Below are 15,864 nucleotides of genomic sequence, written 5' to 3'. Positions count from 1 at the left end.
AAAAAAAAAGCCATAACTCATTACAGTTATGACTTGTCATATAAGTAATACACAAAGTCCAGGAAGTGACAGTCACCTATAAGCTTAATCTTAACAGGTCGTCATTCGGGTTTATTTCATTGTTTTCTGTAGCTTTGATATCCAAATATTCTTCTTTGTTTGTGACGACAACAGGTGTGATTGTTCGGTATCCGGCTTCTTGAATTTTATTGATATCGAATTCAATGAGCAAATCACCTTTTGATACTCGATCACCTTGTTTAACATGTGATGTGAAATGTTCTCCTGCCAGTTGAATGGTATTAACGCCAATAAAGATTAATACTTCGGCTCCATTGTCTGAAGTGATTCCTACTGCATGTCCTGTTGGGAACAGGGTAGTAACGACACCATCGACAGGGGCAACTGCTTTACCAATTTCCGGCTCAATCGCAACACCTTTACCAACTGTTTCAGTGGCGAATAATGGATCGTTAGTTTCGGATAAAGCTACAACTTTTCCTTGTAAAGGACTTCCAACTACTTCAGGTTTTACACCAACAACGAGGTGGCTATAGTTATCATCTACTTTTTTACTCTTACTTTCATATCCAAAAACGTAGGTTAAAATGAATCCTAAGACAAATGCAACTCCAATACCAATCATATACAAGCCAATTGGTGAGAAGGCAGGAATTGCTAATACACTTGGGAGTACAAAATCATTCATTACAATACCAAGGCTTCCATTGATTGCACCACCTATTGCCCCTGCAATGACGACATAAATCATCGTCCGCCTGTAACGTAATATAATACCATAGTTAATTGCTTCCGTTGTACCGGCCAAGGCTCCAGGTACAATTCCACTGGCTGCGAGAGCTTTCAAGTCTTTATCACGTGTTTTAAGAAATACTGCAATCCCTATACCAACTTGTGCAAATGGTGCAGCTGCAGCCATGGCAATAATTGGATCAGGTCCTGTTGCAAGGTTTGCGATAGCAAGCGGAATGATGGTCCAGTGTAAACCGGCGATGGTCAAGAACGTCCATGCGCTACCCATTACGGCACCTGCTAAAAGTCCACTAGTATCACTTAGAAAACCAATGAGAGAACCAAGCGCTTCCCCAATTATAGTTCCAAAAGGTCCAAAAAAGAGCATTGTCAATGGAACGAGAATTAATAAGGAAATCATTGGGTTAATAAACAACTGAAGATCTTTTAAAATCACTTTTTTCAATAATTTATCTAATGCTGCATAAACAAACATGGCTATAAAAATTGGAAATACGGTAGAAGAATAGTCTGCCAAAAGGACAGGTATTCCCAAAAACTCAATTGTCTCCACACCGTCTTCTACAAGGTGAACGATTTCTGGTGTTAAAAGAGATGCACCAACAACTCCACCCACATATCCATTCGCACCCAGTTTATTAGCGATTGAAATTCCCAGAAATACAGGAAGGAAATAAAAAACGGCACTCCCAGCAGCTGATAAAACAATATAGGTACCGCTTTCAGGGGAGAGCCAACCTAGCGTAGTTAGAACGGATAACAATGCTTTTAATAACCCAGCCCCCGCCAGTACTCCAATGATAGGTGCAAAGCTTCCGGACAGTACCCCGAGCGCTTTCGTAAGCAACGATTCTTTTTCTTTGTTCTGTTCGACTTTCTCTTGCTGTTGATTGCTCATAACTTTTCTCCTTTGATAAATAGTTGCATGTACAGAACTATGATATTGTAATCATTTAATTCCTCTATGGGTAAAAAGTAAACGTCTTCACAAACGAGCATAGTTCCCAAATTTAGTCTTTCAAACGTTATTATGATACCATGATAATTAATTTTGAAAAATTCTACTAGGACTTTTTTAACAATTAGCGGACAAAAGTGCATATTTTAATCTTTTTATAGATGGAGGTATCAGAATGAAACCATCAAAAATAATCTCTACAGCTATGAAAATAGAGCAGATTACTAATTTGAATACGATCGTATTGGATCAGAATAGAAATCTTATTTATCATCATGAAACGATTTCTATCCCTGATTTTATGCCTGGTTCAGGTTATAAGGATATTTTTAGTTTATATAAATCAATGGACAAAAATAATCATCTATATACATATGTTAATGAATGGGATTTGCACTATTATGGCTATTCTTTCGGTGTGCAGGATGAATCATATACGATTATTATCGGCCCCTATTTTCTTATTACTCCTAATTTGTATAGCTTGTCCAGGAACTATCATTTAAGCAGCATCCAAAGTGAGACATTGAGGGAGAGAAGTGAAAAAATTCATGTATTACCCGTAGAAAAAGCAAATAGTTTCGCCAGCGTACTCCAACAATTTCAAACAATAATGCTTAATGAAGCAACCCCAACAATTATTCAAGCCAAAAAAATCAATGATAACGATACTCAGAAAATAGATAACTCTACGGAAGACGAAGAATTAGAACTTGTAAAGTTACGTTATCAAATTGAAAAGGATTTTATGCATGCAGTTGAGCAAGGAGATAAAATAACAGCATTAACACTGATTAATTCCAAAAATATGCTATTTTCATTTTCTGAGCGTTTTCCAAATCAACCGATTCGCAGACTTAAAAACCTTGCTATCGTAATGAATACACTGCTGCGTACTGCCGCAAGAAACGGTAATGTACCAGCTATATTGATCCATCGTAAATCTGAGGAATATGCATTTGAAATAGAAAACGCCAGTAAATTAGCAATCCTGAATCCGTTGCAAGACCGAATGATAGAGGATTATTGTGATTTAGTTGCAGCGAATTCACTACGTCACTATTCGAAAATGACGCAAATAGTGATTGAACACCTGCAGAGTTTTTATGATAAGCCAATAGATAAAGATAAACTAGCGGAAACATGTAATACACATCCAAGTCATTTATCCCGGAAATTTAAGCAAGATACGAATCTGACAATTACTGCATACCAGAAAATGTTACGAATAAATAAAGCAAAACATCTATTAAGGACGGAGAACCTATCCATCGAAGAGATTGCTTGGATCACCGGATATGAAGATTCTTCCTACTTTGCAAGAATATTTAAGAAAGAAACAGGCTCCACACCATTACAATACCGAGAAGGGAATATGCTATAAATGGAAGCATGGGGACGGTTCTCTTGCTTCCATTCAAAAATTAACAATGGAATAATAAGGAAAGTAAAGAAAAAGAGCGTAAAACTAAGAAAAGAAGTGTTGGATTCGTTTTCATCTCGATTGTTCCCGTTTTCATGGTCATTGTTATCGATTACATTGACTTTGTAAAAATCTCCCTTATATACCATAATTAAAGTATCAAGAAAAGGGAGGAATAAAACATGAAAAAGATGAAGAAAATACTAAAAGATTCATATGAATTGTATGTAGATGCATATGAAAGAATGAACCGCTAATATATAAGTTAAGCATGAGGAAGAAGAAAAGACTGAATGAAACTGGTTTAGTCTCATGATGTAGTATTTTATAATCAAATCTTTGAACAAGATAATCCGGTGAAAAAGTGAGGATATTAACATGTCAATAAATAAATTATATAAAAGTGATCCAAGAACCGGTTCTTGATGGTGAATGAGAATCGGTTTTATTTTGTCTTTATACAAATGACTCAAACACCTCATTGATAATTCCTCAATCTACACTTCATATTGTCTGAACACCCCGCCAAATATTGACGAAATTCAGGGAATGACAGGCACCGCGAGATTCAGCGTAAATTACTTGATTTTTTTCGTTTAAGGATTATAATTAAATTGTAAACGGTTTCATTATCTTGCATAAAGGGGGGTAAAATAATTATGATTACATTCTTCGTATCTATTATTCTATTAGTAATCGGTTACTTTACGTACGGGAAATTTATAGAGAAAATATTCGAACCGACAGATAAACGACAAACACCGGCACTATCGGTAGCTGATGGGGTAGACTTTGTACCGATGCCAAAACAAAAAAATGCGATGATTCAATTGCTGAATATTGCTGGGACAGGCCCGATTTTCGGACCAATTATGGGGGCATTATTCGGTCCAGTAGCATTTTTATGGATCGTTCTCGGTTCCATCTTTGCAGGGGGAGTACATGATTACTTAACCGGAATGATATCCATTCGAAACAAAGGAGCACATATACCGGAACTAGCAGGGAAGTTTCTTGGAAATTTTTCAAGGCATATTGTGAACGCTTTTTCATTATTGCTATTAGTGCTGGTAGGTACTGTTTTTGTTACGACTCCAGCTTCACTTATTGATATCCTACTTGATGGAAAAGTTGCATTCGGCATTATTTTAGGATCTATTTTCGCTTATTACTTTCTATCTACTATTTTGCCCATTGATAAAATTATCGGTAGGGTTTATCCAATATTTGGGGCTATTCTATTATTCGGAACTGTCGCGATTGGAATATCTTTAGTTTTCTCTGATTATAAAATACCGGAATTAGCATTAGGAAACTTACATCCGGATAATATACCGATTTTCCCAATATTGTTCTTTACGATTACTTGTGGTGCATTATCTGGGTTTCATGCAACACAGTCACCAATCATTTCTAGAACTACACAAAAGGAGTCGCAGGGACGTTATATATTTTACGGTATGATGATTGCAGAAGGAATTATTGCAATGATTTGGGCAGCAGCTGCGATGAGTTTATTCGATGGACAAACATTAAGCGAAGTGATTGCGGCTGGTACAGCATCTGCTGCAGTTAATGAAATCGCGATTACATTACTCGGGGCGGTTGCTGGAACAGTTGCTGTGTTGGGTGTAATTGTACTCCCAATCACTTCTGGAGATACTGCATTTCGTGCGGCACGTTCGATTGTTGCAGATTATCTGAATGTCGGGCAGAAAAATGCCGTTAATCGACTGATGATAGCACTACCGCTATTTGTAGTTTCATTTGGATTGACATTTATAGATTTTAATATCTTGTGGAGATACTTCTCCTGGGCAAACCAAGCAACGGCTGTAATCGCTCTATGGATTGCTACTATGTATCTATTCATCAAAGGAAAGAACTATTTCGTTTCCTTAGTCCCTGCAATCTTTATGACTTACATGGTATTCGTATATATTTTAAATGCACAAATAGGGTTTAATTTAAACCTAAACATTTCTTTTGTAATTGGCTTAGTACTAACCATCCTAATGACATTCGTATTCTTCAGGAAAGCAATAAGAAACAAAGAAGATCAAATAGAAGTGGACATGAAAGCAGCATAGGAAAAAATAAAAGCCTTTCTTTTCTCTCATTATAATGAGGATGAAAAGAAAGGCTTTTTTTATTCGAAAAAACACCGTTAGCGGTCCTATAACTCTTGCGGTGTTGCTCGCTTCATGAAGAAGGCCAGCACCAGTGCCGCGACAATGATAATTGAGGAAATAAGGAAGGCATCGTTGATTCCACCAAGCATTGCTTCCATTGCGATTTGCTGTTCTACTTCTACTGTCGGTTGTCCGATTACCTGTGCCGAAAATTTGCTGACATAATTATTTTCACGAATCGACATAATCGTAATAATCACTGCTGTTCCAATAGCACCGGAAACCTGGTTTAACGTATTATTCATCGCAGTTCCATGTGGATAGTATTCAACTGGCAATTGATTTAAACCATTTGTTTGAACTGGCATCATAACCATAGACAACCCAAACATACGGACAGCATGGATAAACATTAAGTAATAATAATCTGTTTCAAATGTTAAATTGCTTAAGAAATAAGTGGTAACCATCATAATGGACAACCCGCTAATAGCTAATATTTTCCCGCCATGTCTGTCAAATAGTTTACCGGTAATCGGTGACATGATGGCATTGACAATGGCACCTGGAAGCAACAATAATCCAGCCTCCATAGGTGATACTCCAAGAATTGTCTGCAAATAAATAGGTAACAGCATAAAACCAGAGAACATTGCCATATTTAAAACCATCATTAGAATCGTTGCTAAAGAGAACATCGGATAGCGGAACACATTGAAATTAAGCATTGGCTGCGTTAAATTCGATTGACGCAGGATAAACCAAACCAGTGAACAAATCCCAGCCACCAATGGCAAATAAACCTGAGGACTGCTCCAACCAATCGATCCAGCCGAGCTAAATCCGTACAGCAATCCACCAAAACCGATACTGGATAATACTACAGAAAAACCATCTAAATGGATAATTACTTTTTCCTTCTTATCTTTTAATAGGAAGAAACCGAGCAATAAAATTAGAATGGCAATTGGTGTAATAAAATGAAACAGCATTCTCCAATCATAATGCTCGATAATCCAGCCTGATAATGTCGGACCAATGGCAGGTGCGAACATTAATATGAGTCCTAACACACCCATTGCCGTCCCTCTTTTTCTAACTGGAAAAGCGATTAGAATGACGTTCATTAATAATGGCATCATAATCGCAGAACCAGACGCCTGAACCATTCGTCCGGCGAGTAAAACTGGAAATGTTGTGGCAAACCCGGCAAGGATGGTTCCCATCAGGAATAATCCAATCGCTGCCAAAAATAAATGACGTACGGAATATTTTTGAATTAAAAAGGCTGACGTCGGAATTAAGATTCCATTTACTAGCATATAGCCTGTACTCAACCACTGAACTGTAGCTGTATCAACATTTAAATCTGCCATAATTGTGGGCAATGCAACATTTAATAATGTATTATTTAAAAAAGAAATAAAGGCGCCAATCAAAAGAATAGCGAGAATACCATACGGTGGACGATTTGTGCTTTCGATGGAATGACCCATTCTGCTTACCTCCTGCACCAATTAAAATATTTTCAATTAGCATAAGATATATCATATACCTCCATTTCAGAGAGTGCAATATTAATAGATGGAAACTTTTAGTAATTATTTTACAAACTAGGTATTCGGTAAATATCCTTCTTAAACTCTCTCTAACCGGAATAATGGTAGTGGTTCCATTAACATGCTAAACTAACAGTATTCCATCTAAGAGGTGATATCCGTGAAACCATTGTCGGTACAATGACACCAGAACGATTGACGAATATTGCCAAGGCAACGGATGTGGAACTGACAAGGGAAGAATGGAATGGTACGATATATATCGTGCAGCAGGAAATAAAGTGTTGTAATGACGCGCTCCGTTAAGTCGGTCACATGGATGTACCAATCGGTTAAAGAATGTGCAGAAGCAGGAGTCTCCGATTTTATATAAATAGTGAGAGAAGCAATAAAAGTTAACAATAAATAGGTATCAAATGAAAATATGAAGGAGTGATTAGCATGTATCGAACAGTAGATGACTTTTTAGAAGATTGGTCGCGTTCTGCAAATGGCACCAATCAGGTTTTGGAATCACTGACAGATGATAAATTGGATCAAGCTATTGCTGAGGATCATAGCACACTTGGTTGGCTAGGATGGCATATTGCGATGAGCACGGCGTTTTTTGCTGATATGGTAGGTTTGCAAGTTCAAGTACCAAAAGATAGTACCGTTCCTAATAAGGCTGCAGATATTGTACATGCCTATAAGGAGATTTCCGGAAGTCTTGTTCAAGAAGTAAAGCAGAATCTAACAGATGAAAAAATGATGGAAAAAGTAGATAAATTTGGTCAGCCAACACCAAGAGGAGCAATTTTAAGAGACGTTATCGACCATCAAACACATCATCGTGGGCAAATGACCGTTCTTCTGCGCCAGGCAGGCTTGGATGTTCCGGGAGTAATGGGACCAACGAAAGAACAAAGCAACAACTAATCAAAAAGTAACCGCCCGAATCAATGGGCATATCTGATGTTATTCACTAAAAGGTGCATTCCTGTAATTAGGAAAGCACCTTTCTATTTTCAGGAGGAAGCATGCTTCCATTCTATATAAATAGATGTTAATTTAAATTATAATGGCAGAAAATATATGAATAAGAGTAGAGGGAATGTGTTATGAGTGAGAAGTTACTAATAGATGCGGATAGATGTTATCTGCTGGCTGAACAGAAGGCAGCAGATTATTTTAAATTACTTTCTATCGAATTGAAAGGAAAGAGCTATGCCAAGAACCTGACAAGGGATATTCAAAAATGGAAACATCATCATATACATCAACCTTCTTTATTTTCCTTTTTATCTCGGCGAAGAGGAAAAGTGGATGCACTAGGATACCGTCCTTATATCCAATGGTTGAATTCTAGCGGGAAACTGGATAATTATTTGGATCGGAGCATTTCCTATATTTTCATGAGGGATCTAGGTAAAGCGTTGGACGATCCGAATACGCAAAATAGAATAGAGCAAGTCGTTGCAAGTTTAAAAAGCCACCTGACACAATCCACTGCTAACCAAGGTGACATGAATGAAACATTTAGCATGGCTGGCTTGTATCGGATTGCTCAGAAGGAAGGCATAGAGTCCGCGATGATCTGGGTGATGGATAAATTAAAAATAGTAGCTGCTCATATTCCAATAGGGATGGATGCGGATGAAGCTCAGCGAAAACTGATCAAAATTATTGCGGGTGTACTGATGCACGAGCTAGAAGAACTGAGCGATGAACAAAGCCTTGAGGTACGCTCTAAACAACTGGATAAGGCAATAAGGCTTGGCTATTCCTATGGATTGACATATCCCTTCATCGATGATCTTCTCGATTCAGGAGTCTTGTCCGTTGAAGAGAAGGAACGTTATTCCAATTTAATTCGTACTGCACTTACCACTGGAAATGTTCCTGAATTGGAAGGTTGGACCGGTGATAATGCGGAATTAATTCACTACATTCACGGAGAATTAAAGAGTGCCTTTATGTATATCAAGACGCATCAACTACCGGAAACACTACAATCATTTTTTGAGCAATCTTATATATTTTTCCATTCCCAGGAAAAGGACCGTGTTAAAGATTTATCAAATGCCAACTATACCAATGAAGAACTGTATATACCGATCATTTTAAAATCAGCTGCGTCCAGGTTGATCGTCCGTACGGTAATCCGTGCTCCTGAAGATAATGAATTTGAGGATCTGACCTTTTATTATGGTATCTATAACCAACTTGCAGATGATTTTGCAGATATGTTCGATGACATGAAGGCTGGGGCAGTTACCCCATATACTTATTATTTGACCTACCGGAAGAATCGTAAGGACCTGATTAACCCTTATGAATTGTATTGGACGGTCATCTCCCATTTGATTCACGAAGTTTATCGCTCTGATACGAAGACCTGTGAGGTGATCTTAAATCGTGCAATTAATGGCCTGAAGCGTTTTAAAGAGAAACAAGGAACCAACAAATATAATGAAGTGATGGACAAATTTGCCTCTTTTAATCCGAATTTTAATCGTTTGATTCAACAGATGGTTCGGAAAGCGGACGATGTGGATTTCTTCGATAAACTACTGCGTGATCATATCATTTCTAATTTAAAAAATAACCGGAAAGAACAAGAGGAATTTTTGGGTACTGTCGAATCGGTATACCATCAGATTAACAGCGTCTTACCTATTTATAATAGCAACCATGATACTTCGATAAAAGTCCCACTTAATGATGCTGCAAACTATAGTTTAGAAGGTGATGGAAAGCGGATCCGGCCAATTATGGCTTGGTTCATGAGCGTTCATGTATATGGATTGGACAAAACCAAGATTATACCATTGTTAAAATCATTGGAATATATGCATACAGCTTCCTTAATATTTGATGATCTGCCATCCCAGGATAATGCATCGATGCGCAGGGGCCGTCCAACTTTACACGAGGTCTATAATAGTGCCACTGCAGAATTGACCGGTCTCTTTCTGACCCAAAAAGCGTATGAAGAACAAGCTTCCCTTACATCATTCGATGCAAAAAGGGTGCTTCAGTTGATTCACTATTCTGCTCAGGCTGCAGCAGATATGTGTATGGGACAGACGATGGATTTGGATTCTAAGGGGAAGCAATTGACACTGGACCAACTAAATACAATGTGCTTTTATAAAACTGGATTGGCATTTGAAGCATCTCTCATGATGCCAGCAATCATCGCTGGTGCGGAGAAATCAGAAATGGAAGCTTTAAAAAAATTAGCCTATCATATGGGTATTGCTTTTCAGATAAAGGATGATTTATTGGACGTGGAGGGAGATCTCGAATCACTCGGAAAGATCCCCTTGAAAGATTTGGAAAACAACCGTGCAACATTTGTGTCCATACTTGGTGTTGAAGGTGCAAGAATTGAAATGTGGGAGCATTATTGCTTTGGGATGGAAGTATTGCAAGAGATGCCAACATCTATTTCTTTTTTAAAACATTTTATGAATTATATAGTGAACCGGGATAATTAAGGATTTGTATAGGTTGTTTAAATGAGGCAAAGTATTGCACAGCATCTGTAGTTGTGCAATTCAAGCTAGAAGTCGTGCGAAGGGTGAAAAAAGTTACGCGAACAAGGTGTGAAGTTATCCATCAGGTTCAGAATTGGCGCGATATTGCAAGTAGGTTTGCAACCTGTGACAGAAGTTTTATAACGAAATACAAATAATCAATTTATATTTTTTACTTTTCAAAGCATAATAAACTCGAGGTGAAAAAATGTATAGACTATTGTCACATAATGATTTAGATGGAGTTGGCTGCGGGATTTTGGCGAAGCTTGCTTTCGGTAAAGATGTGCATGTTCGGTATAACTCGATTGCAAGTTTAAATCGAGAAGTAGGGTTCTTCCTGGAAAACGGAAAAAAGGATACATTTCTATTTGTTACAGATTTGTCTGTAAATGAAGATAATGAACAAAAACTTGAAGCATTTTATCAAGCTGGAGGGAGAGTTCAATTACTGGATCATCATAAAACCGCACTGCATTTTAATGAATATGAGTGGGGCCATGTGGTGGTGGAAGATAGCCAAGGGAAATTAACTTCTGCTACATCCTTATTTTATGAATATCTTGTGGACCATCAATTTCTGGAGCGGGCAAATATATTAACAGAATTTGTAGAACTCGTCAGACAGTATGATACATGGGAATGGGAGAAGAACGATAATCAAACTGCCAGACAACTGAATGCACTCTTTTTTCTTATTTCCATAGATGAGTTTGAAGATCTTATGCTCGAACGATTACAAACAGGTGATGATTTCTACTTTGATGACTTTGAAAAGAAAATTCTCGGCATGGAGGATCATAAAATTGAACGCTATATCCGCCGGAAAAAGCGGCAAGTCGCCCAGAAGAAAATTGGTGACCATTATGCTGGAATCGTCCATGCGGAATCGTATCACTCGGAGCTCGGAAATGAACTTGGCAAAGAATACCCGCATCTTGATTACATTGTTATATTAAATATGGGTGGAAAACGAGCAGGATTCCGAACCATCCATGATCATGTAGATGTGTCGGAAGTTGCAGGCCGGTTCGATGGAGGTGGACATGCCAAAGCATCTGGCTGTACACTAACTGATGAAGCATATAAATTGTTTGTGGCAGATACCTTTCAATTGGAAACATTACGAGAAGATGCGAAGCGAAATCGCTACAATACGAAAGGTTCATTGTTTGGTTCGATGTATACGAATCGAGCGGAAGTCACTTTTCTAATTTACCCGGATGACAATGGAAATTGGGTAATTGAACGAAATCGAACCAAAATAGATCAAACCTTCACAAGCTTTGAAGAGGCGGAAAAATTTTTAAAACGAAATGATGAAGCATGGCTTGCTAAAGATGAATTGTTTGTTAGTTATTTGATGGAAAAGTTAGGTAGAATAGACGAAAAATAATGCGTAAAAAGACTTCCATTTATCTGGAAGTCTTTTTATTTGATCTAGAAAATATAAATTTCTCTAACAATCTAAGTACAACGAAGGACTTTCCAATCTTTATATGAAATAGTTGTAACATCTCTCAGTAAATTCCGTCTATAAATAATAATAGAAACACAATAAAAAAGGATAAAACTAAAAGGTGGGGTCCAGGTGAAAAAATGTTTGTTGATGGTGGTCGTTCTTTGTATAAGTATTTTTGCAGCAGCATGCAGCAATGATTCGGAAAAGAGTAAAACAATCAGTAATCAAGCAGATTTAAATACATTGGAAAGTACGGAAGGGGAGATTAATGATTCAGTTAGCAGTAGGAATGAAAATGCAGTCGTTCAAGAAGCTAGTGAATTACAGGAAGAGGACTCATCAGCAGCAGAAGTAGAAGCGGAATATACCGAGTCAGATCGAAAGATAATTTATACGGCCAATCTTTTTATTGAAGTTAAAGATTATCAACAAACGATCAATACGATTCAGTCACAGGTTGCAAATCGCGGCGGGTATATCGTCGACTCCAATATGACAGGGGATACAGAAAATAATACGACTAATGGACATGTAACAGTAAGAATTCCACAGGAGCAGTTTCGGGAATTTATTCAGATCATGGAAGAAGGAAGCAGTAAAGTTCTGGAAAGTTCTATTTCAGGTCAGGACGTAACGGAAGAGTTTATTGATCTCGATTCACGATTGAAATCAAAGCGTGTTGTGGAAGAACGGCTGCTTGCTTTTATGGAACAAGCGGAAAAAACGGAAGACTTATTGACGATATCCGCTGATTTGGCAGATGTTCAAGGGGAAATCGACGAAATTACAGGGCGTATAAAATATCTAGAAAATAAAACCGACTTGGCAACGGTTACGATTTCGATTCAGGAAAACAATGTAACGATTTCAGGAATGAATGACGGAGATTTAAATACATGGGAAAAAACGAAACAACAGTTTTTGAAGAGTATCAACTTTCTAATCGCTGCATTCTCTGGCATTTTTGTATTTATCATAGGCAATTTTCCTGTATTTATTGTACTCGGAGTAATTGCATTGATTATATTTATTGTTTATAGGAGAACAAAGAAGAAGTGATAATGATATTTATGGACGGAGTTTTTTGGAAAGATTCGTACTACAGTTATCGTCTCGCCAAAAAGATCCGAGACTACGTCTGCTCGTCCCAATCATGTTGATGTGACAAAATCTATAAACTGCGAAGTAACTGCTGGTTGATTTCTACCAATATGTAGGAACTTCGGCGACCGCTCTGGGAAATATAATGCGCGCACCTTAGGGCGGATGGAGTCTACGTATATTTCCCAGAGCTGGTTAGAAGGTTGCTGACAATTACTAAACCTGCAATAGAAAAAATAGCATCATACAGCTTCACCAGCCCGGAGTGATCACGGACGGCAGCAAAAGTACATTTCTTTGGTTAACAGCCAGCAGGTACGTTGCGTCATACTCTCTTATGAACAAGTCTTTTGAATTTCATTGGCAACGGCTACCGTTAAGTCGGTGGCTGTTTTTGGAATCACAGATTTCAGCACTGGATTAATGGCACGGCCACGCAGACCACCAGCTTTTATGTCGAGGTTTCCAGTGACCTTTGTGCTCGATTCAGTAATTTTTTCCGCCTCGAAATAACCCGTACCTGCGAATTTTTCATTTATTCCTTTTAAGTTAAAAGGAACTTTCGTTGGTTCCTGCCATTCTGTGATATCCACTTCCATATGAAGTGTTCGTTTTATGATTCCAATATCACTAACGAATTTCCAGGTTGATTGATTTTCATTGATAATTGTATGTTCTATATACCCGGGTACTAATGGTGCCCAGTTATTAATATCCTTTACAAACGCCCAAACCCCTTCAATCGGACAATCTACACGAACGGAATGACTACCACCTGGCATTGTATTACCTCCTATCAACATCATATTACTATATTACCGAAATCCAGTACACCCAAACAAGTTGCATGGGGACGGTTCTTTGCATTCGATTTTAAATATTAAATAAAGAAAATTTCATCAAGCATACATGAGACGAGGTAAATCGGAAAAAATAGCTTTGATAGCAATCCGGTTTGGAGGTGGATGAGATATGGTAGATAAAAGGGAAACAGGCAAAGCAAAGGAACTGAAGCAAAATATAAATAAAAGAAATAAGCATCATACAGCAGAAACGATTCAGTCAGAAAAAATGCGCTTTAAAAATGCAGATAAAATTTACGAATAATAAGTCGTCACTAAAACAGCACTCTTTAATCGAGTACTGTTTTAGTGACGGCGAAAGAAAAGGGGGGAGGTAGAGACTAAATCAAAAGTTACTTTCCCGTTCCTCAATTCTCCTTGGTCAACTACATTAGTGAATATGGGATTTTTCATTCGTCATCTTTACAAATTTATTTTCATATAACCGTTTTTTTTTTAGATTATCAGTGCTAGAGAAAAATGCAATCACATCTGCAAGAGCATTTTCCAACAACTCTTGGTCATTTGTTTTTTCCAGCTGTACAATAGCCTTTTCATAATAAGGGATTGCCTTATTAAGTTGGGATTGGTCAAAATAATTATATGCCATCTCAATATACGCCTCAGCATGTACCAGCTTGTTAGCAAGTGGGGAACCCTTAAACATCGGTATTGCTTCATTCAAATAAGTATAGGATTTCTCATATGTTTTTTCCAAGTAATCTATTGCTTCATATGTCTCATTTATCATAGAATGAAGTGCACCAAGTTTGTAATGCAGAAAGAGAATCATATATCTGTCTTGCTTTTCATCTTCCTTGAAGTATGTTAGGCCAAGTTTGTAATATTTTATTGCCCGAACGAACTTTTCTAATTCCCTTCAGCTTCCCCCAGTACTAAATAAGCATGGGCTGCTTTTTGCTGATCGTAAGCCTTCACATTTTCTATTTGTTTCACGGCATCAGACATGATCCTTCGAGCAAGCTTATAGTCACACATGAATGCTAGATCACCATATAAAATTAAGTCATCAATCGATTTTCCATTTGTTTCATGTTTTTCTCGGAATGCCTTTGTTTTCGATAAAACATTTGGAAAGTGACCGCGCTTAAGTTCCTCAACAATTACCTCCAAATCGTCTTTGTTCGTCTCATTTATAAATTTTTTATATTTTCATCTAAATTAAAAATATCCATTTGCGCCATACGTTTGCTCCAATCTTTTTCATTTAGTCTAAGTGTAACAGTTGATTGGCAATTATTGAAACAATTTGATAAGTAAAAAGGGAACGTTTGTAGTGCACACCGCAAGTTAGTAATACCCCAACTTTTAAGGTGTACTATAGTTCAACTTCCCATTTAATTCGTATATTTCTAGTGAAGAATAATAAAATCTAATCTGATAACAAAATGAAAACCATATTACCGATAATCGGTGTCTGATCTATAATTGAAGTGACGCCCCGATAGCTGTAGGTGCTTGTCACAAAAATGGTCGATATTCTCTTTTAAAGAATATCGACCATTTTCTTATAAACTATTCTAAATTCGCATGTCTTCCATACATTGTTTCGGAATTAAGCTTTTTTATCTCCATAAACCGTAAAATAACTGAGTCATAAAACAATAGAAGAGATTGTTCAAATAAAGATCCCATTGGTTGTATTGATTTATTGCTAGTACCTTCCGATTTTGCCTGGGCTGGAATTTCAATTTTGATATCTGCTAACATACCAATAGCAGAATTAGGATTTGTGGTCACAACTGCAATCGTTGCACCAATGTTTTTTGCCTTCTCTGTCATGGCGACAAGGCTTTTGGTTTCTCCAGATCCTGAGCCAACGATAAAAATATCGTCCGCTTCCAGATTGGGTGTTACCGTTTCTCCAACAACATACGGATCAAGCCCTACATGCATCATACGCATTACGAATGCTTTAGCCATGAAACCAGAGCGGCCACTTCCTGCAACGAACACCTTATTTGCATTCAAAATGCCTTCTACAAGTTTTTCCGCTTCGTGATCATTAATGCGTTCAACTGTATTTGTAAGCTCAGTAAGAATCTCTTTTGTAAAGCCGGTCGTTTGCATA

At 37.5% G+C, this 15,864-nt stretch carries 13 protein-coding genes and 1 pseudogene; 8 read left to right on the top strand and 6 right to left on the bottom strand.

Annotated features, from left to right (window positions below; genetic code table 11):
* Positions 1–76: 76 nt before the first annotated feature.
* Positions 77–1,672 carry a glucose PTS transporter subunit IIA gene (locus BV906_RS03735; protein ID WP_087972106.1) on the bottom strand — a complete coding sequence of 532 codons (1,596 nt, stop codon included), beginning with the start codon at positions 1,670–1,672 and terminating at the stop codon, positions 77–79.
* Positions 1,673–1,907: 235 nt separating this feature from the next.
* On the opposite strand from BV906_RS03735, the gene BV906_RS03725 reads away from it, so the two are divergent.
* Positions 1,908–3,116, top strand: coding sequence for a helix-turn-helix domain-containing protein (locus BV906_RS03725; RefSeq protein ID WP_087972104.1), 1,209 nt, complete (start codon positions 1,908–1,910; stop codon positions 3,114–3,116).
* Positions 3,117–3,814: 698 nt separating this feature from the next.
* The gene (locus BV906_RS03720; RefSeq protein WP_087972103.1) at positions 3,815–5,245 is read left to right on the top strand and encodes a carbon starvation CstA family protein; all 1,431 of its coding nucleotides are present in this window, start codon (positions 3,815–3,817) and stop codon (positions 5,243–5,245) included.
* An 86-nt stretch (positions 5,246–5,331) separates the two neighbouring features.
* Here BV906_RS03720 and BV906_RS03715 read toward each other — a convergent pair whose 3' ends face one another.
* Positions 5,332–6,783, bottom strand: coding sequence for an MDR family MFS transporter (locus BV906_RS03715; protein WP_087972102.1), 1,452 nt, complete (start codon positions 6,781–6,783; stop codon positions 5,332–5,334).
* 225 nt (positions 6,784–7,008) lie between these two features.
* Between BV906_RS03715 and BV906_RS19100 the strand changes: the two are divergent.
* The 5 genes and pseudogenes from BV906_RS19100 to BV906_RS03695 form a co-directional block, all read left to right on the top strand.
* Positions 7,009–7,136: pseudogene (locus BV906_RS19100) on the top strand (aldo/keto reductase); the annotation flags it as partial.
* Between the two features lie 151 nt (positions 7,137–7,287).
* On the top strand, positions 7,288–7,764 hold the full coding sequence (locus BV906_RS03710; protein ID WP_087972101.1) for a DinB family protein: 477 nt from the start codon (positions 7,288–7,290) through the stop codon (positions 7,762–7,764).
* Positions 7,765–7,946: 182 nt separating this feature from the next.
* A complete protein-coding gene (locus BV906_RS03705; protein ID WP_087972100.1) occupies positions 7,947–10,328 on the top strand; it encodes a polyprenyl synthetase family protein in 2,382 nt (793 codons plus the stop codon).
* A 247-nt stretch (positions 10,329–10,575) separates the two neighbouring features.
* A complete protein-coding gene (locus BV906_RS03700; RefSeq protein ID WP_087972099.1) occupies positions 10,576–11,763 on the top strand; it encodes a DHH family phosphoesterase in 1,188 nt (395 codons plus the stop codon).
* A 195-nt stretch (positions 11,764–11,958) separates the two neighbouring features.
* Entirely contained in the window at positions 11,959–12,888 is a 930-nt protein-coding gene (locus BV906_RS03695; protein ID WP_087972098.1) for a DUF4349 domain-containing protein, read from the top strand.
* A gap of 377 nt (positions 12,889–13,265) precedes the next feature.
* On the opposite strand, the gene BV906_RS03690 is transcribed toward BV906_RS03695, so the two are convergent.
* Entirely contained in the window at positions 13,266–13,712 is a 447-nt protein-coding gene (locus tag BV906_RS03690; RefSeq protein WP_087972097.1) for an SRPBCC family protein, read from the bottom strand.
* 190 nt (positions 13,713–13,902) lie between these two features.
* Between BV906_RS03690 and BV906_RS20005 the strand changes: the two genes are divergently transcribed.
* Positions 13,903–14,037, top strand: a complete 135-nt coding sequence (locus BV906_RS20005; RefSeq protein ID WP_281254107.1) for a hypothetical protein — start codon at positions 13,903–13,905, stop codon at positions 14,035–14,037.
* Between the two features lie 126 nt (positions 14,038–14,163).
* On the opposite strand, the gene BV906_RS03685 is transcribed toward BV906_RS20005, so the two are convergent.
* The 3 genes from BV906_RS03685 to hxlB form a co-directional block, all read right to left on the bottom strand.
* Complete coding sequence (locus BV906_RS03685) at positions 14,164–14,523, bottom strand: tetratricopeptide repeat protein (protein ID WP_140321951.1); 360 nt, start codon at positions 14,521–14,523, stop codon at positions 14,164–14,166.
* A gap of 119 nt (positions 14,524–14,642) precedes the next feature.
* Positions 14,643–14,906, bottom strand: coding sequence for a hypothetical protein (locus BV906_RS03680; protein WP_087972095.1), 264 nt, complete (start codon positions 14,904–14,906; stop codon positions 14,643–14,645).
* 402 nt (positions 14,907–15,308) lie between these two features.
* Positions 15,309–15,863: a 6-phospho-3-hexuloisomerase gene (gene hxlB, locus BV906_RS03675; protein WP_087972094.1), complete on the bottom strand. Its 555-nt coding sequence runs from the start codon at positions 15,861–15,863 to the stop codon at positions 15,309–15,311.
* Between the last annotated feature and the right edge of the window lies 1 nt (position 15,864).

This window comes from Oceanobacillus rekensis (assembly GCF_002153375.1).
Classification (GTDB): domain Bacteria; phylum Bacillota; class Bacilli; order Bacillales; family Amphibacillaceae; genus Oceanobacillus; species Oceanobacillus rekensis.
The sequence above is the reverse complement of the archived record's forward strand: the minus strand, read 5'-3'. Positions and strand labels throughout refer to the sequence as shown.

Excerpts from the sequence above, each read along its gene's own strand:
- BV906_RS03735 (WP_087972106.1), bottom strand. The coding sequence starts at position 1,672 with ATGAGCAATCAACAGCAAGAGAAAGTCGAACAGAACAAAGAAAAAGAA.
- BV906_RS03725 (WP_087972104.1), top strand. The coding sequence starts at position 1,908 with ATGAAACCATCAAAAATAATCTCTACAGCTATGAAAATAGAGCAGATT.
- BV906_RS03720 (WP_087972103.1), top strand. The coding sequence starts at position 3,815 with ATGATTACATTCTTCGTATCTATTATTCTATTAGTAATCGGTTACTTT.
- BV906_RS03715 (WP_087972102.1), bottom strand. The coding sequence starts at position 6,783 with ATGGGTCATTCCATCGAAAGCACAAATCGTCCACCGTATGGTATTCTC.
- BV906_RS03710 (WP_087972101.1), top strand. The coding sequence starts at position 7,288 with ATGTATCGAACAGTAGATGACTTTTTAGAAGATTGGTCGCGTTCTGCA.
- BV906_RS03705 (WP_087972100.1), top strand. The coding sequence starts at position 7,947 with ATGAGTGAGAAGTTACTAATAGATGCGGATAGATGTTATCTGCTGGCT.
- BV906_RS03700 (WP_087972099.1), top strand. The coding sequence starts at position 10,576 with ATGTATAGACTATTGTCACATAATGATTTAGATGGAGTTGGCTGCGGG.
- BV906_RS03690 (WP_087972097.1), bottom strand. The coding sequence starts at position 13,712 with ATGCCAGGTGGTAGTCATTCCGTTCGTGTAGATTGTCCGATTGAAGGG.
- BV906_RS20005 (WP_281254107.1), top strand. The coding sequence starts at position 13,903 with ATGGTAGATAAAAGGGAAACAGGCAAAGCAAAGGAACTGAAGCAAAAT.
- BV906_RS03685 (WP_140321951.1), bottom strand. The coding sequence starts at position 14,523 with ATGATAAATGAGACATATGAAGCAATAGATTACTTGGAAAAAACATAT.
- hxlB (WP_087972094.1), bottom strand. The coding sequence starts at position 15,863 with ATGCAAACGACCGGCTTTACAAAAGAGATTCTTACTGAGCTTACAAAT.